The following is a 15,934-nucleotide window of genomic DNA, read 5'->3' as shown; positions in this document are numbered from 1 at the left end:
TTGTCCCATCAGGCCGCGAGGATGGTGATCCCGTAAGCATTGGCGGCGGCCGTCATGCGGGCGATGGTCTCAGTCGAAGGGCTGGCCTTCGGGGGTTCGGTCGCGCCTTCCGCTTCGATGAACTCGGCCATCTCGCGATCGACGATCGCGGAAAACACCACCGGGACGGTTCCGCGGTTGGCATAGCCATGCACCATGAAGGGCGGGATGGTGACGATGTCGCCGGCGCTGGCCTCGATCTCTTCCGGGCCGCTGTCGCTCATGCGCCAGATCGTCAGACGTCCCTCGCGGATGCGGAACACTTCAGGGCTCGCATGCGCATGTTTCGGCGTCCGGCTGCCTGATGGCACGGTGACGTCGAAGATATTCAGCCAGGTTCCGCTGATTCTTAGCCGCCGCTCGACCCGGTCGCCGAGAACGAAAAACCGCTTCGCCTCGTCACTGCCATGCATTTTCACAAATGAGTTGGACATCATGTCTCTTTCTTTTTCTTACAGGGCTTTTTCTTGCGGGCGCAGCCGTTAAACCTCTACGCCGCTTTTGACAACCGCACTGTTGTCGGGGGCAACATTGCCAAGCGCCTTCAACGCGGCGCTTCGGTCGCCGAAGCGATGAACGTACGGCTCCGTTGCCGAGAGTTCAGTGCAGCTCGTGCGCCTGGAGCAATTCCAGGAAAAGTGCGAACCGGTTTTCCGTCCGGAATTGCGCAAAAACAAAAGGATAGAGCGGTTCTGCGCTTCCGTTAAAAGCTGAACCGCTCTAGCCATCACGAGTAGTCGGCGCTGATATCGGTACGGCGGATCGTTTCCGCAAGGCCCGAAAATGCCGCACCAGCTGTGCGGAAATGACTGAAGCCGGAGGGTTTCGAGTCTGCCTGTCTGTAATACCGCCGACACAGAAGGGGCGCATAGAACGCGGCGGCCGTTCTTGACCGTTCTTCCATTTTCACATTGATCATTCCAATTGATGGAGCGCATCCATGTCTTCTCTTCCCGTCGTCGGCGCCGCCATGACGCTCGATGAAGTCGAGCTTCACCGCGACTGGCTTTTCGAAAAATCCCGCGATCTCGAATTGCAGAGCTTCATCGATGCCGAGGTTCTCAACGGCGACTGGGCGCCGCTTGCCGCCCGCACCAGGCGGCTTCTCGACGGCCACAGCGGCCGCCTCGGCATTCACGGCCCGTTCTGGGGCTTCACCATCGCCTCGGAAGATCCCGATATCCGCACCATCGTCACAAGGCGCCTGCTGCAGGGTCTCGATGTCTGCGCTGCCATCGGCGCCACCCATATGGTCATCCACAGCCCCTATACATCCTGGTCTTACAACAATCTCGACGACAATGCCGGCGCCCGCGAAGCCTTGGTCGAGCGCACGCACATGACCCTGCGCGACGCCGTCCGGCGCGCCGAGGATATCGGCTGCACCATGGTCATCGAGAACATCGAGGATAAGGATCCGCATATTCGCGTGGCGCTGGCCGAAAGCTTCCATTCGCCCGCGGTCGCCGTCTCGATCGATACCGGGCACGCCCATTATGCCCACGGCTACACCGGTGCTCCGCCGGTCGATTACTACGTCAAGGCCGCCGGCAATCGCCTGCAGCATGTCCACCTGCAGGATGCCGACGGATATGCCGATCGCCATTGGAGCCTCGGCGAAGGCTCGATCCACTGGCACGCCGTCTTTAGGGCACTTGCCAAGCTCGACAGCAATCCGCGCCTCATCATCGAGATCAAGGACAAGTCGAAGATCCCGGCTTCATCAGCTTTTCTCGCCTCGATCGGCGTAGCCCAATAGGGTCTTGTTGCTCGTCCCGCCCTCCCTGAGTCCGGTGCTCGTCACGGGCGGGGAGGGTGGGAATTCCCTCATGAAAACCGGGTAATCACGCTGATTCCGGTGGCCTCCGCCTTGTCGAGCGCCATCAGCGCCGGCACGGCCTCTTCGAGGCTGACCCGCCGTCCGATCAGCTTCTGCGGCGCGATCTTGCCGGCCGAAAGCATCGACAGCATGGCGTCGTAACGCCAGGCCTGCATGCCGTGGCTACCGTAGATTTCCAGCTCGTGGCCGATGACCTGCGCCATTGGAATCTGCGGTGTTGCCTGTTCACCGAGCATCAGCCCCACCTGCACATGCCGTCCGCGCCGGCGCAGGTTCTTGATCGAGTTGAAGCAGGTGACAGGATGGCCGAGCGCGTCGATCGAGACATGGGCGCCGCCCTTGGTGATTTCGCGCACCGCCTCCGCCACGTCGGCGACGCCTGCTGCATTGACCGTCGCCACCGCCCCGCAATCCCGCGCAAAGGCGAGCTTCTCCTCGGATATGTCGATGCCGATCGCATTCGCCCCGAGGGCGGTGGCGATCATGATCGCCGACAGGCCGACGCCGCCGCAGCCATGCACGGCGATCCATTCGCCGGGCCCGGTGCGGGCCTGGTCGGCGACGGCGCGAAACGAGGTGGCGAAGCGGCAGCCGAGGCTTGCGGCCGTCGCATCGTCGATCGTATCGGGCAGGTGCACCAGATTGGTGTCGGCATAATCGATCGCCACATATTCGGCGAAGGAGCCCCAATGGGTGAAGCCCGGCTGGAACTGGTTGGGGCAGACCTGCTGGTTGCCGGAATGGCATTCGCTGCAATGGCCGCAGCCGGAAACGAAAGGCACTGTCACCCGGTCGCCGACCTTGAAACGCATCACGCCGCGGCCGGTGGCGACGATGCGCCCGGCAAGCTCGTGTCCCGGCACATGCGGCAGGCGGATATCGGGATCGTGTCCCATCCAGCCGTGCCAGTCGCTGCGGCAGAGCCCGCTTGCGCCGACCGCAATGACAACGCCGTCCTCGGTCGGCGTCGGATCGGGCAGGGTGCGGATTTCGGGCGCCTGTTCGAAGGCTTCGTAGAACATGGCTTTCATCGGCGTCTTCCCTTGCTGCGTATCCGCTGTTGCACCCCATCATCGCATGCTGCAGCCAGCCATTCCAACATTCCATTCCATCATTTTTGCTGATGCACCCATCTGTGACGCTGTTGCTGCGCACGAATATTGCGGCATGATCGCATGCTTCGGCATTTTCTTGCTTCCGTGTTTCCGAGCGGGATTTGTCCTTGACCCGGCTTGCCGCGGAGGTTTTTGCTTTGCCGGCTTTATAGGGAGGGCAGCATGGCCGTCGATACATCACCCCGTTCAACCACCTGGACCCATGTCGATGGAGAATGGCTCCCGGGCAATCCGCCGCTGATCGGGCCGACCTCGCATGCCATGTGGCTGGGTTCCACGGTCTTCGACGGCGCCCGCTGGTTTGATGGTATCGCGCCAGATCTCGACCTGCACTGCCAGCGCATCAACCGCTCGGCGCTGGCCATGGGCCTGAAGCCGGTGAAGTCGGCCGAGGAGATCGCCGCACTCGCCTGGGAAGGCGTTGCGAAATTCGATGGCGCCACGGCGATTTACATCAAGCCGATGTATTGGGGAGAACATGGTTCGCCCGGCAGCGTCGTTTCCGTCGACGCGGAATCGACCCGCTTCGCGCTCTGCCTGTTCGAGGCGCCGATGGGCGGCCATGGCGGCACCAGCCTCACCGTCTCGCCCTATCGCCGCCCGTCGCCGGAAACGGCGATGACCGAGGCGAAGACCGGCTCGCTCTATCCGAACAGCGGCCGCATGATCGCCGAGGCGCGCAGCCGCGGTTTCGACAATGCGCTGGTGCGCGACCTGAACGGCAACGTCGTCGAAACCGCCTCATCGAACGTCTTCATGGTGCGCGACGGCGTGGTGATGACGCCGGCCGCCAACCGCACCTTCCTCGCCGGCATCACCCGCGCGCGGGTCATCGGCCTGCTGCGCCAGGCCGGTTTCGACGTCGTGGAAGCAGCGCTCTCCGTCGAGGATTTCCTCGCAGCCGACGAGATCTTCACCACCGGCAACTACTCCAAAGTCGTCGGCGTCACCCGCCTCGACGACCGCAATTTTCAGGAAGGCCCGTTCACCCGCAAGGCGCTGGAGCTTTATATGGACTGGGCCTACGGCCGCAGCGAAAGCGAGGAGTGAGCAGCGGTTCGGCGCAGCCGAAGCAATCGATCCAGTGAATCGATTGCAGCAGCGAACGCCCGGAGCGCAAGCGCAGGGCAGGGGGTGCTACCCACACCCGAGCCCGCTCGCAAAAAAAGAGCAGGCCTACCCCCGGGCAGGCCCCCTCACGTCATCCACTTCCGATGCTCGGCAAATCTCTCCACCAAGAGATCGATGAACAGCCGCACCTTCGTCGGCAGATGGCTGCGGTTGGGATAGACGGCGTTGATGTTAAATTCCACCGGCCGGTAGTCCGGCATGATCTTCACCAGCCGCCCTTCGGCGATGTCGTCGAACACCACGAAGCTCGGCGCCAGGAAGATGCCCCGCCCGCTCAGCGTCAGGAAGCGCAGCATCTCGGCGCTGTTGGAGACGACGTTGCCGGCGATCTTGACGCTCTCCGGGTTGCCCGCACCATCCTCGAAGCGCCATTCGTCGCCATAGGGATAATAGGCATATTGCAGGCAATTGTGCTCCGCGACCTCCGCCGGCTTCTTCGGCATCGGATGAGTCTCGAAATAGGCTGGCGAGCAAACGAGCATATGGCGCCAGGGCGTCAGCTTGCGGGCAACGAGCGAGGAATCCGGCGGCGGTACGGTGCGCATCACCAGGTCGTAGCCATCCTCGATCATGTCGACCATCCGCTCGCCGACACTGAAATCGAGTGAGATCGACGGATAGAGCTCCATATATTCGCTGACGACGGGCAGCAGGAAACGCACGATGGCACTGCTGGTATAGACCCTCAGCGTGCCGCGCGGCGTCGAGCTCAGCGCGCCGGCCGTCCGGTCCGCCTCCTCAAGTTCGGCCAGGATCTGCGACGAGCGTTCGTAGTAATATTTGCCGGTTTCGGTCAGGCTGACCTTGCGTGTCGTGCGGTTGAGCAGTCGCACGCCGAGCCGATCCTCCAGCGATTGCACGTGATTGCCGACCATGGTGACCGACATGTTGAGCCGGCGCGCCGCGGCGGAAAAACCGCCGCATTCCACCACCCGGCCAAAGACTGTGAGGCTTGTCAGCCGATCCATATTGCCCTCGGATTATCCGCTGAGAGTTGATGATCCTTCCCGATTTAAACAGATTATCAAAATAAATGTCAGGGCGCATTTTTCTTCGCATCGAACATGGCCTCTCGCAGAGGAGGCCAACGGTGAAGGAGAATGACGATGGTCGAGTTACCCCAGAGGCAAGTTTTCGAAACTTCCAGGCAGGCCGAGCAGATCCTGGCCGAGGAAGCTGCCAGGACGCCCACTGCCGAGGCGCCGCCCATGCCGGCCGCCGAAGCACCGGTTGCGGAAGCGCCGGTCGCGGGTGCTTCCGGAAAGGCCGGTCGGGGGATCGTCAAGCGCGCCGTCCTTGCCGCCGCGCTGCTTGCCGGCGTCGCTTTCGCCGGCGATTTCGGCTACCGGTATTGGACGCTCGGCCGCTTCATCGAATCCACCGATGATGCCTATGTGAAGGCCGATTACACCACTGTCGCCCCGAAGGTCGCCGGCTATATCAGGGAAGTGCTGGTCAGCGACAATGACCAGGTCAAAGCCGGTCAGGTTCTCGCCCGCATCGACGACCGCGACTTCCAGGCTGCCCTGTCGCAGGCGAGAGCCGATGTGAAGGCGGCCGAAGCCGCCATCACCAATATCGATGCCCAGATCGCCTTGCAGCAGTCGGTGATCGAGCAGGCGAGGGCGACGATGGACGCCTCGCAGGCCTCGCTGGATTTTGCCGTGTCGGACGCCGCCCGCTCGGCCCGCCTCATCACCAACGGCGCCGGCACTCAGTCCCGTGCCGAGCAGACCCAGTCGGCCAGGGAACAGGCCGCTGCCGCCGTCGAGCGCGACCGGGCAGCCCTCGTTGCAGCTCAAAACAAGGTGCCGGTGCTGCAAACCCAGCGCGAACAGTCGGCTGCCCAGCGCGACCGCGCCGCCGCCGCCGCCCAGCAGGCGGAGCTCAACCTCTCCTATACGGACATCGTCGCCGCCGTCGACGGCACGGTCGGCGCCCGCTCGATCCGCGTCGGCCAGTATGTCACCTCGGGCACGCAACTGATGGCCGTCGTGCCGCTGCATGCGGTCTATGTCGTCGCCAATTTCAAGGAAACGCAGCTGACCTATATCAGCCCCGGCCAGCCGGTCGAGATCAAGGTCGACAGCTTTCCCGACATCTCGATCAAGGGTCATGTCGACAGCGTTTCGCCGGCAAGCGGCCTGGAATTCTCGCTGCTGCCGCCGGATAATGCCACCGGCAACTTCACCAAGATCGTCCAGCGCATCCCGGTCAAGATCGTCATCGACGACGAGCCTCTGAGCGGCCTGTTGCGTTCGGGCATGTCGGTCGAGCCCGAAATCGATACCAAGGCTGCCCAAACCCAAGCTGCCGAAACCAAGCCTGCCCAAGCCAAGCCTGCCCAAGCCTCTGGGGCGGACGAAGAGAGATTGTCCAGCCAGGCTGGATGATCCCCATCATTCCCCGAATGATCCCGATCATTCCTCAATGATCTCGATCATTCCCCGAATGATCACCCGAACCCCGTCATGAGAAAGTTTCCCGCGAGAGCTGGAAGGAGATAAGCCATGGCCACTCTTCAGATCGCCGCAAACGGCAATTCGCTTGCGCGCCCCGCCGCCGCAGCGCCCGCGGCACCTGCCGCCATGAGCCCGCTTCGCATGTGGGCAGCCGTTGTCGGCTCGACACTCGGCGCCTTCATGGCCGTCCTCAACATCCAGATCGTCAATGCCTCGCTTGCCGATATCCAGGGCGCGATCGGCGCCGGCACCGATGACGGCGGCTGGATCTCGACGTCCTATCTGATCGCCGAAATCGTCGTCATCCCCTTGAGCGCCTGGCTGGCGCGCGTCTTCTCGGTCCGCAACTATCTGCTCACCAACGCCATCCTCTTCCTCGTCTTCTCCGTCGCCTGCGCCTTCGCGGCCAATCTGCAGCAGATGATCATCCTGCGCGCCATACAGGGCTTTTCCGGCGGCGTGCTGATCCCGATGGCCTTCACCATCATCATCACGCTGCTGCCCAAGGCCAAGCAGCCGATCGGTCTTGCGCTCTTTGCCCTGTCGGCCACCTTCGCGCCGGCGATCGGCCCGACGATCGGCGGTTACCTCACCGAGAACTGGGGCTGGGAACATATCTTCTACGTCAACCTGGTGCCCGGCGCGCTGATGGTCGGCCTGCTCTGGGCCTCTCTCGACCGCGCGCCGATGAACCTGAAGCTGCTCGCCAAGGGTGACTGGCCTGGTATCATCACCATGGCGATCGGCCTCGCAGCCCTGCAGACCGTGCTGGAAGAGGGCAACAAGGAAGACTGGTTCGGCTCCGATTTCATAGTCCGCCTGTCGGTTATCGCCGCCGTCTCGCTGACGCTGTTCCTGATCATCGAGCTGAAGACCGCCAATCCGCTGCTGAACCTCCGCCTGCTGGTCCGCCGCAATTTCGGTTTCGGCATCGTCGCCAATTTCCTGCTCGGCATTGCGCTTTACGGCTCGGTCTTCGTGCTGCCGATCTATCTGACCCGCATCCAGGGCTATAATTCCGAGCAGATCGGCATGGTTCTCGCCTGGACGGGCATCCCACAACTGCTGCTGATCCCGCTGGTGCCGCGCCTGATGAAGCGCTTCGATGTGCGCCTGCTGATCGTCGTCGGCTTTGCTCTCTTCGCCGCCTCGAACTTCATGAACGTGCACATGACCGGCGATTATGCGAGCGACCAGCTCTTCTGGCCGAACATCGTCCGCGCCATCGGCCAGGCGCTGGTCTTCACGCCGCTTTCGGCAATCGCCACATCAGGCATCGAGCAGGAGAATGCCGGTTCTGCTTCGGCACTCTTCAACATGATGCGCAATCTCGGCGGCGCCGTCGGCATCGCCTCGCTGCAGACCTTCCTGTCGAAGCGCGAACAGTTCCACTCGAACATCCTGACCAATTCGGTCTCGGTCTTCGAGGAGGCCACCCGTGATCGCATCGCGGGGCTGACCGGCTACTTCATGAGCCATGGGGTCAGCGATCAGGCGCTCGCCGGGCACAAGGCCGTCGTCGCCATCGCACTCAAGATACGCAAGCAGGCCAATATCATGGCCTTCAGCGACACCTTCTTCCTGCTCGGCGTCGCGCTCGTCGTCGCCCTGCTGGCAAGCCTGCTTCTCAGAAAACCCGGTCAACTCTCCGGCGGCGGCGCTCACTAGTGCTCCGCCTTCCCTTAAGGAGGAGAAAGCCATGACATCAGCGATCTACGCTCCCGATACCGACAGGCTGCAAACGAAGACCGCCGGCCATGCCGTCAGCGCCGCCGCACTTCTGTCGATCATCGAATGGCTTTCCGGCGATGAATGCCACGCGCTCGACGAAGCGGGCCTCGTCTCCGGCCTCGGCCGCAGGCTCCAGGCGCTCGGCCTGCCTATCGACCGGTTGACCCTGCATCTGATGACGCTGCATCCCGAGTTCATCGGCCGCACCATCGCCTGGGCGCCGGGCGAGCCGGTCGAGATCCACGACCGGGAACACGGCGCCCGCGTCGCCATCGCCAATACGCCGCTGCGCAAGGTCATGGAGACCCGGGAGCCGCTGGTCGTCGATACCGGCGAAAGCGTGCATGGCCGCTGGCAGCATATCGATGTCTTCGCCGATCGCGGCCTGATGCAGCTCGTCATCGCGCCGCTCTGCAACGTCGACGGCCCGGTCAGCGCCGCCGTCTTCGGCACCAGGCGGCCTGGCGGCTTCACCGCTCCCGAGCGTCAGGTGATCGAGCGCATCCTGCCGGCGCTGCGCAACACCAGCGAGCTGCGCATTCTGCGCCAGGTCGAGCTCAGCCTGCTCGATACCTATATCGGCCCGCTGACGGCAAGCCGCATCCTGGCCGGCCGCATCCGCCGCGACGAGATCGAATCGATGGAGGCGGCACTGCTGCTCTGCGATCTGCGCGGCTTTACCGAACTGTCGAACCGTCTGCCCGGCAGCACCGTGCTCGGCCTGCTCAATGCCTATTTCGACAGGATCGTGCCGGCCATCACCCGCGAAGGCGGCGAGGTGCTGAAGTTCATGGGCGATGGCGTGCTTGCCTTCTTCCCGGGTTACGATGCCGCCCATTCCTGCGGCGCCGCCCTGGCATCGGCCCGCGCCATCCTCGAGGAGATCGACCATTTCCAATATGAGGGCATCGGCGTGAAGGCCGGCATTGCCCTGCATTACGGCGAGGTCAGCTACGGCAATGTCGGCTCCGGCCGCCGCCTCGACTTCACCCTGATCGGCGGCGACGTCAATCTTGTCAGCCGCATCCAGACCGCCTGCAGCGAGTTGGGAGAGGCCTTGCTGATGTCGGCACCGTTCCGTCAGGAGGCCGGGGCAGGGGATGTAGTGTCCGCCGGAGCGCACAGGCTGAAGGGTTTTGCGGATCCGGTGGAGCTGTTCACGATCGTGCGGTAGGTGCGAACCCAGCCCGGAGATACTGCGCCCCAACGCCCCACTTGCATAAAATGCATGGCAGCTCTGCCCGAAACGGTTTCGTCTTCCCCCATCTTTTCGCCATAGTGGCGCCGAAATTCCGTAAGTGGGAGGAGAGGCTTATGACGGTGCTGTTCGACGAACAAGGCGAGATCATCCGCGAACTGGGTGTTGCCGCCGACATCGACCCTGAGCACGAGATCGAACGGCGGACCGCGTTCCTCAAGGATTATCTCGTCGCCTCGGGCATGCGCGGCTACGTCCTCGGCATCAGCGGCGGCGTCGATTCGCTGACGGCGGCGCTGCTGGCTCAGAAGGCGGTGCGCGAGCTGCGGGACAGCGGCCACACCGCCGAATTCATCGCCGTGCGCCTGCCCTACGGCGTCCAGGCAGATGAGGCCGATGCGGTGAGGGCGCTGGAAACGATCGGCGCCGACCGCTCGATGGTGGTCAACATCAAGGAGCCGGCCGATGCGATGCTTGCCGCCGCGCTAAATGGCGGCCTCGCCTTCGCCGATGCCGGCCGGCAGGATTTCATCCTCGGCAACATCAAGGCCCGTCAGCGGATGATCGCCCAGTTCGCCCTGGCCGGCGCCCTTGGTGGCCTCGTCATCGGCACCGATCACGCGGCCGAGGCGGTCATGGGCTTCTTCACCAAGTTCGGCGATGGCGCCGCCGATATCCTGCCGCTCGCCGGCCTCAACAAACGCCGCGTCCGTCTGCTGGCAAAGCGCCTCGGCGCCCCGGACGAGCTGGTGTTCAAGGTGCCGACGGCCGATCTCGAGAGCGAGCGCCCATTGCGCCCCGATGAAGAAGCCTATGGCGTCAGCTATGACGAGATCGACGATTTCCTCGAAGGCAGGCCGGTCGGCGAGATCGCCCGCCGCCGCATCCTCGCCGCCTATCGTGCCACCGGCCACAAGCGTGCCCTGCCGGTCGCCGTCAACGCCGTCTGATACCCCTCGGAGTCGCGGTGTGGCCGACCTCGTGTTTACGGCCTGACCGGCGAGCCGGTCCGTCCTGATGAGGCGAGATAGGCGTGTGGCGCAAAATAGACGCCGTCGGCATCGAAGGCCTCGAGATCTTCGGCCTGCAGCGCCTCGCGCACCTTCGGTCGAGCCGCCACGCGGGCCATGAAGCCGTGCAGTGCCGGCCATTGCTTGAGATCGATGTTGGTCCAAGGCGACCAGTTCAGGCAGACGAAGAGATAGGCATCCGCCACCGTAAACGCATCGCCGGTGAGATAGGGTCCGGCAAGACGGCCGTTCAGCCAGGCGAGTCGCTTCGATATCAGCGCGCGGATCTCCTCGTGAACGCTGGAATAAATCGGATTGAAGAGCAACACCATCGGCTTGTGCAGCTCGGCAGTGATGAAGTTGAGATAGGATTGCACCTCGTTGCGGCGGATGTTGCCGACCTCAGGCAACAGGGCTGCTCCTTCGGGCACGCTGTCGGCGAGGAACTGTACGATCGCCGGCCCCTCGGTCAACACCTTGCCATCGTCGAGCATCAGCGCCGGCACATAGCCGTTGCCGTTGATGGCTAGATAATCCTCGCCGTTGCTCGTCCGATGGGTCTGCCGGTCGACCTGGACGAGTTCGATATCGAGCCCCAGCTCCCGGCAGATGATGTGCGGCGAAAGCGAACAGGCCGCGGCGTGCATATAGAGTTTCATTGCGGTTTCCTCTCCTTGGGGAGGCAGGTGATGCCGCCCGCCGATAGCGTTGAACATTTGTACTGTTTCGCATAAAATAAACTTCGTCAAGAATTTAATGCGAAACGGTACAAAATATGAAGGACGAGAAGAAGCGCGGCCGCCCGAGGGGCTTCGACCCAAAGGCGGCGCTTGGCAAGGCGCGGGATGTGTTCTGGGACAGGGGTTTTGCCGCCGCCTCGCTCGACAATCTGAGCGCTGCGACCAACCTCAACCGCCCGAGCCTCTACGGCGCCTTCGGTGACAAGGAGGATCTCTATCTCGATACGCTGGAGGGGTATCGGCAGGACGGCATGGACGTGCTGATTGAGGCGCTCGACCCGTCACTGCCGCTTCGCGACAATATCGCCCGCGTCTATGCGGGTGCGCTGGCGATCTATCTGCACGGTGAAACCGCCGCCCGCGGCTGCCTGCTGATCGGCACGGCATCGGCCGAAGCGGTCCAGCATGAGCGGGTCCGCGAAGTGCTCGGCCGCAGCCTCAACGATTTCGACGACGAGATCGAAAAGCGCATGCGCCTTGCCGTGGAAAGGGGCGAGCTTCCCCGAAGCGCCGATCCGCAGATGCTTGCAAGGCTCGCCTCCGCCGTCATGCATTCGCTCGCCGTCCGCGCCCGCGCCGGCGACAGCCGCGAGACGCTGGAAGCGATCGCCCGGTCAGGCATCGAGATGATCTGCGGGAGCGCGCCTTAGCCGGATGTCTGCCGATCCCGCGGCCGCACGACCCAGGCATAGGCAGCGCCGGCGACAAGCAGCACGGAGGTGCCGAGGAAAACCGCCCGCATGCCGATATGGCCGCCGACGAAGCCGCCAAGGATGGGACCAGCGACCTGGCCGACATATTGCGAGGAGATGGAAAGCCCGAGAATGCTGCCGGCCGCACTGTCCGGCACGCTGTGGCGGATGACGGCGGCGATGCAGGGCAGAAGCCCGCCAAGTGCTGCGCCCATCAGAAAACGCAGGATGATCAACTGCCAGGAGCTGGTGACGAAGGCCTGTGGGATCAACAGCAGCCCGGCGACGGCGAGGGCGCCTGAAATCACCGGCCAATGGCCGATCCTGTCTGCAAGCTTGCCGAGCCACGAGGCCGAGAGAATGCTGCCGAGGGCGGCGGCCGACATGACGACGCCCGATACGATCGTCACCTGGGCTTCTACGGCCACCAGCTGCGCGACATAGACGGTGATGATCGGCTCGATCGACATATTGGCAAACATCAACAGCATGCCGGTTGCCAGCATGGCGACGACAGGCCGCTTGTCGGCAATGGATTTCCAGCCGCCGCTGGCCTTGGCGGCCTGCTTGCGGGCCGGCGATTTCTCCTCCTTGATCAGCAAGGCCGTGGCGAGAAAGGCGAGGAAGATCATGCCGCCGGCGGCGAGAAACGTGCCGCGGATGCCGATGATCGGCGGCAGCGCCCCGCCGAGCAGCGGCCCGACGAGATTGCCGGCCATGATGCCGGAGGAGAGCACGCCGAGCGCCCAGGCCGAACGGTCCTTCGGCGTCTGCGTCGCCACCAGCACCATAGAGCCGGAGGAGTACCCGCCGGCAAGCCCGACGAAGAGGCGCAGCGCCACCAACTGCCAGACATTGCCGGCCATGCCCATCAGCGCGATCGCCACCGTCATGCCGAGACTGGCGCGCACCAGCATCAGCTTGCGGCCATAGATATCGCCGAGCCGCCCCCAGAGCGGCGCGACGAGGGCGGCGGCAAAGAAGGTGGCGCCATAGGCGATGCCCGACCATTGCACGATCGCCGCATGGTCGCTGACACCGAGTTCCTCGACATAGAGCGGCAGAAAGGGAAGCAGCAGCGTCATCGCCACGATCGTGGTGAAGGAGCCGATCAGCGAGATCACCAGGTTGCGCTTCCAGTAGATCGAGCCCGGCCTAGCGCTGGCAGCTTCCAATTGTGTATCGGTCATTCTTTCGGCCTCGGCATTGATCGCACGGCGAAGTTCCGCCCGCCCGATGAAACGATGTACCCCTTGCCGCGGCGAGGAGATCGACGCGGGTAAAACTGTCCTGAGATCGAGCTTTTCGAGGTCGAGCGCACGGGCCTGGCGGAGCATGCGCTCGTCGTTCCAGGGCGGGCACGCGCTGATATAACCGCCTTGTCGCCCGTCCTTCAAGACGGCGTTTGCGCATCGGTGGCCTGTCTTTGGGAAATTATCGCCGTAAGCTGGACCCGTTCCGGCAAAAGTGTTAGAACGTGACCGATTGCATAATGCAATCAGTTAAGCCGAGGAGATTGCCATGAGCGACATGCGCACATCCCGAGAACAGACCGTCCGTCATCTCTACGCCGCCTATCTCGACGACCGCAAGGATATGGTCGGCGCCATCTTGACGGAGGATTTCACCTTCTCCAGTCCGCGCGACGACCACATCGACCGAGCGACGTATTTCGAGCGCTGCTGGCCGAAGGAGCCGGTCTTCCGCGACTTTCACATCGAATTCCTGGCGATTGACGGCGACGAGGCGGTCGTCCGCTACCGCGCCGAAAAATTGGACGGCGGCAGCTTCCGCAACATCGAGAGCTTTCGCTTCCGCGGCGACAAGATCGCCTCCGTGGATGTCTATTTCGGCCGGAATCTGTAACCCCTTTTACAGGATCCGCATCGCCGACGTGCCGATGATGATCATCGAGACCGCCACCATCAACGGCCGCACCGGCAGCCTCTTGACCAGGATCGCGCCGAAGGGGGCAGCGATGACACCGCCGATGATCAGGCCGATCGCCGAATCGAGCTCCGACCAGCCGAGCGTCAGGACGAAGGTCAGGGAAATCGTCAGCGTCACTGCGAATTCGGTGAAGTTGGTCGAGCCGATCACCCGCTTCAGGTCATGGCCGCGGCTGACGAGCGAACTGGTGACGATCGGCCCCCATCCGCCGCCGCCGATCGCATCGAGCAGGCCACCGAAAAGCCCGACCGGCGGCACGATCCAGTCGCGAACATCCCGCTTCGGCGGCGGCCGGAAGGCTTTGTAGAGAATCACCAGCCCGATCACGATCAGATAGGCCGACACGAAGGGCTCGATCGCCTTGCCGTCGACATTGGCAAGCAGATAGGCCCCCATCGCGCCGCCGAGCATGCCGGCCGGGGCAAGCCGCGCCACCAGGCGCCAGTCGACATTGCGGTGATAGGCATGTGAGAGGCCCGAGGCAGCGGTCGTGAACATTTCCGCCACATGCGTCATCGCGCTGGCATTGGCCACCGGTACCCCGAAGGCGAGAAGGCTCGTCGTCGACAGCACGCCGAAGGCCATGCCGAGCGCGCCATCGACGACCTGCGCGCAGAAGCCCACGACGATGAAGAAGAAAAAATCCGATGTCATGCGGTCCCCTCAGGCGAACGGTAGTATCAGAACAAACGACGCGGGGAAAAAAGTTCCGGCCTCAGGCGGCCAATACTCTCAGGCGTTAGGTTCGCGCGGTTTCAGCCGGATGATCTTGAAGAAGCCGTTCGGAAAGACCGGCAGGATTTCGGCAGCGTCAAAATCGCCGCGGCGCTCGGCCCAGGCGATGATGCGGTGGATACGGAAGGCGGAGGACCAGCCGATATGACGCACCAGCGGCGCCACCGCCGTCTCGATCGCGCCCTGCAGGCCGGCGCCGTCGCCAAGCTTGCTGGCAAGGATGATCTCGCCGCCCGGCCGCAGCACCCTTGCGCATTCGTCAAGCGCACGTTCGGGCTCGGGGATGAGCGTGATGACGAAGGGCAGGCAGACCGCATCGAAAGACCGGTCGGCATAGCTCAGCGCATGCGCATCCATCACATCGAGCGCCTGCACATGCTGCAGATTTTCGCGTTTCGCCTTTTCGCGCGCCCGCGCGATCATATGTTCGGAAATGTCGATGCCGGTCACCCGGCAGCGGCGCGGGTAGTGCCCGAGCGTCAGGCCGGTGCCGACGCCGATCTCCAGAATATCGGTGCCGGCCGCGGCGGCCAGCGCCGCCAGCTTGCGGTGGCCATCGCGCAGGATGCCGCGATAGACCCGGTCATAGACCGGCGCCCAGCGCTGATAGATTTTCTGCTGATCGTCCGCCCGGTTGCGAAGCTGTGACATGCCGACACCTCCCCAGCAAGTCCAGCAAAAGTGCACAGCGGTTTTGCGTTCGGAATTGCTTAAAACAAAAGATTTGGAGCGGTTGCGCGCTTCCATGAAAAAGCTGATCCGCTCGAAAGCCCAGCCTTTCAACTCCCAAGGGTAGGCTTCGGTTCCCCAGGAATGTGACGCAGGTCACAAATTGCCATGGTGGATCACCCGCAGCAGACTATTTTGCCGGCATCAGCCCGAGCTGTTTGGCATCTAGCTCGCTGCCGATCTCGACGGTCTTCTTCTGCTTGTCGTAGACGCAGATCTGGACAATCAGCCCCTTGGCACCCTTCGGTTTGCCCGTCACCAGGGCGAGCCCGTAATGCGAGCTGCCGAAGGGATCGACAGTGGCGCTGGGCTTTTCGATCGTGACCGCTGCCTTCTTGCATTTGGCTTCGACGTCGGCAGCAAGCTGCTTCCAGGCATCGTCGGAGGAGGCATGCGCCGCAGCTGGGAGCGAAAGTAGCACCGCGGCAGCGAGAAGCTGGATTATATTCCTGTTCATATCGGTCTCCGTTGATCTCCGTCACAGGCGAAGCGGTTTTCGCGGCGCGCAACCCGGGCGATTTGCCCGCGCGACTAAAGCCCCGTAACTGAGGCAAATTTTCCT

16 protein-coding genes are annotated in these 15,934 nt (G+C 63.3%); 8 read left to right on the top strand and 8 right to left on the bottom strand.

The window, feature by feature from the left end:
- Window positions 1-8 precede the first annotated feature (8 nt).
- Window positions 9-476 carry a cupin domain-containing protein gene (locus tag FHT69_RS18260; RefSeq protein WP_025570661.1) on the bottom strand — a complete coding sequence of 156 codons (468 nt, stop codon included), beginning with the start codon at window positions 474-476 and terminating at the stop codon, window positions 9-11.
- A gap of 503 nt (window positions 477-979) precedes the next feature.
- Here FHT69_RS18260 and FHT69_RS18255 point away from each other — a divergent pair.
- Complete coding sequence (locus FHT69_RS18255) at window positions 980-1,798, top strand: sugar phosphate isomerase/epimerase family protein (protein WP_097630656.1); 819 nt, start codon at window positions 980-982, stop codon at window positions 1,796-1,798.
- A 68-nt stretch (window positions 1,799-1,866) separates the two neighbouring features.
- On the opposite strand, the gene FHT69_RS18250 is transcribed toward FHT69_RS18255, so the two are convergent.
- Window positions 1,867-2,910: a zinc-dependent alcohol dehydrogenase family protein gene (locus tag FHT69_RS18250; protein ID WP_025554528.1), complete on the bottom strand. Its 1,044-nt coding sequence runs from the start codon at window positions 2,908-2,910 to the stop codon at window positions 1,867-1,869.
- Between the two features lie 246 nt (window positions 2,911-3,156).
- Here FHT69_RS18250 and FHT69_RS18245 point away from each other — a divergent pair, with 246 nt between their 5' ends.
- The gene (locus tag FHT69_RS18245) at window positions 3,157-4,044 is read left to right on the top strand and encodes a branched-chain amino acid aminotransferase (RefSeq protein ID WP_047614241.1); all 888 of its coding nucleotides are present in this window, start codon (window positions 3,157-3,159) and stop codon (window positions 4,042-4,044) included.
- 146 nt (window positions 4,045-4,190) lie between these two features.
- Here FHT69_RS18245 and FHT69_RS18240 read toward each other — a convergent pair whose 3' ends face one another.
- Window positions 4,191-5,093: a LysR family transcriptional regulator gene (locus tag FHT69_RS18240; protein ID WP_097595744.1), complete on the bottom strand. Its 903-nt coding sequence runs from the start codon at window positions 5,091-5,093 to the stop codon at window positions 4,191-4,193.
- A 138-nt stretch (window positions 5,094-5,231) separates the two neighbouring features.
- Between FHT69_RS18240 and FHT69_RS18235 the strand changes: the two genes are divergently transcribed.
- From FHT69_RS18235 to nadE, 4 genes are all read left to right on the top strand, one after another.
- Window positions 5,232-6,518: an HlyD family secretion protein gene (locus FHT69_RS18235; protein WP_183905765.1), complete on the top strand. Its 1,287-nt coding sequence runs from the start codon at window positions 5,232-5,234 to the stop codon at window positions 6,516-6,518.
- A gap of 117 nt (window positions 6,519-6,635) precedes the next feature.
- Complete coding sequence (locus FHT69_RS18230) at window positions 6,636-8,255, top strand: MDR family MFS transporter (RefSeq protein ID WP_097623240.1); 1,620 nt, start codon at window positions 6,636-6,638, stop codon at window positions 8,253-8,255.
- 31 nt (window positions 8,256-8,286) lie between these two features.
- On the top strand, window positions 8,287-9,492 hold the full coding sequence (locus FHT69_RS18225) for an adenylate/guanylate cyclase domain-containing protein (RefSeq protein ID WP_097595742.1): 1,206 nt from the start codon (window positions 8,287-8,289) through the stop codon (window positions 9,490-9,492).
- Window positions 9,493-9,632: 140 nt separating this feature from the next.
- Complete coding sequence (nadE, locus tag FHT69_RS18220; protein WP_047614250.1) at window positions 9,633-10,466, top strand: ammonia-dependent NAD(+) synthetase; 834 nt, start codon at window positions 9,633-9,635, stop codon at window positions 10,464-10,466.
- Window positions 10,467-10,501: 35 nt separating this feature from the next.
- On the opposite strand, the gene gstA is transcribed toward nadE, so the two are convergent.
- Window positions 10,502-11,185 (bottom strand): glutathione transferase GstA, encoded by a 684-nt coding sequence (gene gstA, locus FHT69_RS18215; protein WP_097542722.1) that lies wholly within the window; start codon window positions 11,183-11,185, stop codon window positions 10,502-10,504.
- Window positions 11,186-11,301: 116 nt separating this feature from the next.
- Between gstA and FHT69_RS18210 the strand changes: the two genes are divergently transcribed.
- Complete coding sequence (locus tag FHT69_RS18210; RefSeq protein WP_047614252.1) at window positions 11,302-11,916, top strand: TetR/AcrR family transcriptional regulator; 615 nt, start codon at window positions 11,302-11,304, stop codon at window positions 11,914-11,916.
- Here FHT69_RS18210 and FHT69_RS18205 read toward each other — a convergent pair.
- Window positions 11,913-13,148, bottom strand: a complete 1,236-nt coding sequence (locus tag FHT69_RS18205) for a multidrug efflux MFS transporter (protein ID WP_047614506.1) — start codon at window positions 13,146-13,148, stop codon at window positions 11,913-11,915. The genes FHT69_RS18210 and FHT69_RS18205 overlap by 4 nt on opposite strands.
- A gap of 331 nt (window positions 13,149-13,479) precedes the next feature.
- On the opposite strand from FHT69_RS18205, the gene FHT69_RS18200 reads away from it, so the two are divergent.
- A complete protein-coding gene (locus FHT69_RS18200) occupies window positions 13,480-13,824 on the top strand; it encodes a nuclear transport factor 2 family protein (RefSeq protein ID WP_025570125.1) in 345 nt (114 codons plus the stop codon).
- Window positions 13,825-13,830: 6 nt separating this feature from the next.
- Here FHT69_RS18200 and FHT69_RS18195 read toward each other — a convergent pair whose 3' ends face one another.
- The 3 genes from FHT69_RS18195 to FHT69_RS18185 all read right to left on the bottom strand — a co-directional run bounded on the left by FHT69_RS18195 (window position 13,831) and on the right by FHT69_RS18185 (window position 15,829).
- Window positions 13,831-14,562 (bottom strand): sulfite exporter TauE/SafE family protein, encoded by a 732-nt coding sequence (locus FHT69_RS18195; RefSeq protein WP_025570126.1) that lies wholly within the window; start codon window positions 14,560-14,562, stop codon window positions 13,831-13,833.
- Window positions 14,563-14,640: 78 nt separating this feature from the next.
- Complete coding sequence (locus FHT69_RS18190; protein ID WP_183905764.1) at window positions 14,641-15,294, bottom strand: class I SAM-dependent methyltransferase; 654 nt, start codon at window positions 15,292-15,294, stop codon at window positions 14,641-14,643.
- Window positions 15,295-15,502: 208 nt separating this feature from the next.
- A complete protein-coding gene (locus tag FHT69_RS18185) occupies window positions 15,503-15,829 on the bottom strand; it encodes a hypothetical protein (RefSeq protein ID WP_183905763.1) in 327 nt (108 codons plus the stop codon).
- Window positions 15,830-15,934: the final 105 nt, after the last annotated feature.

It is taken from the genome of Rhizobium sp. BK008 (genome assembly GCF_014197345.1).
Lineage (GTDB): Bacteria > Pseudomonadota > Alphaproteobacteria > Rhizobiales > Rhizobiaceae > Rhizobium > Rhizobium anhuiense.
The sequence above is the reverse complement of the archived record's forward strand: the minus strand, read 5'-3'. Positions and strand labels throughout refer to the sequence as shown.

Bases quoted from the DNA above. Each gene is read 5' to 3' on its own strand.
- FHT69_RS18260 (WP_025570661.1), bottom strand. From the start codon at position 476: ATGATGTCCAACTCATTTGTGAAAATGCATGGCAGTGACGAGGCGAAG.
- FHT69_RS18255 (WP_097630656.1), top strand. From the start codon at position 980: ATGTCTTCTCTTCCCGTCGTCGGCGCCGCCATGACGCTCGATGAAGTC.
- FHT69_RS18250 (WP_025554528.1), bottom strand. From the start codon at position 2,910: ATGAAAGCCATGTTCTACGAAGCCTTCGAACAGGCGCCCGAAATCCGC.
- FHT69_RS18245 (WP_047614241.1), top strand. From the start codon at position 3,157: ATGGCCGTCGATACATCACCCCGTTCAACCACCTGGACCCATGTCGAT.
- FHT69_RS18240 (WP_097595744.1), bottom strand. From the start codon at position 5,093: ATGGATCGGCTGACAAGCCTCACAGTCTTTGGCCGGGTGGTGGAATGC.
- FHT69_RS18235 (WP_183905765.1), top strand. From the start codon at position 5,232: ATGGTCGAGTTACCCCAGAGGCAAGTTTTCGAAACTTCCAGGCAGGCC.
- FHT69_RS18230 (WP_097623240.1), top strand. From the start codon at position 6,636: ATGGCCACTCTTCAGATCGCCGCAAACGGCAATTCGCTTGCGCGCCCC.
- FHT69_RS18225 (WP_097595742.1), top strand. From the start codon at position 8,287: ATGACATCAGCGATCTACGCTCCCGATACCGACAGGCTGCAAACGAAG.
- nadE (WP_047614250.1), top strand. From the start codon at position 9,633: ATGACGGTGCTGTTCGACGAACAAGGCGAGATCATCCGCGAACTGGGT.
- gstA (WP_097542722.1), bottom strand. From the start codon at position 11,185: ATGAAACTCTATATGCACGCCGCGGCCTGTTCGCTTTCGCCGCACATC.
- FHT69_RS18210 (WP_047614252.1), top strand. From the start codon at position 11,302: ATGAAGGACGAGAAGAAGCGCGGCCGCCCGAGGGGCTTCGACCCAAAG.
- FHT69_RS18205 (WP_047614506.1), bottom strand. From the start codon at position 13,148: ATGACCGATACACAATTGGAAGCTGCCAGCGCTAGGCCGGGCTCGATC.
- FHT69_RS18200 (WP_025570125.1), top strand. From the start codon at position 13,480: ATGAGCGACATGCGCACATCCCGAGAACAGACCGTCCGTCATCTCTAC.
- FHT69_RS18195 (WP_025570126.1), bottom strand. From the start codon at position 14,562: ATGACATCGGATTTTTTCTTCTTCATCGTCGTGGGCTTCTGCGCGCAG.
- FHT69_RS18190 (WP_183905764.1), bottom strand. From the start codon at position 15,294: ATGTCACAGCTTCGCAACCGGGCGGACGATCAGCAGAAAATCTATCAG.
- FHT69_RS18185 (WP_183905763.1), bottom strand. From the start codon at position 15,829: ATGAACAGGAATATAATCCAGCTTCTCGCTGCCGCGGTGCTACTTTCG.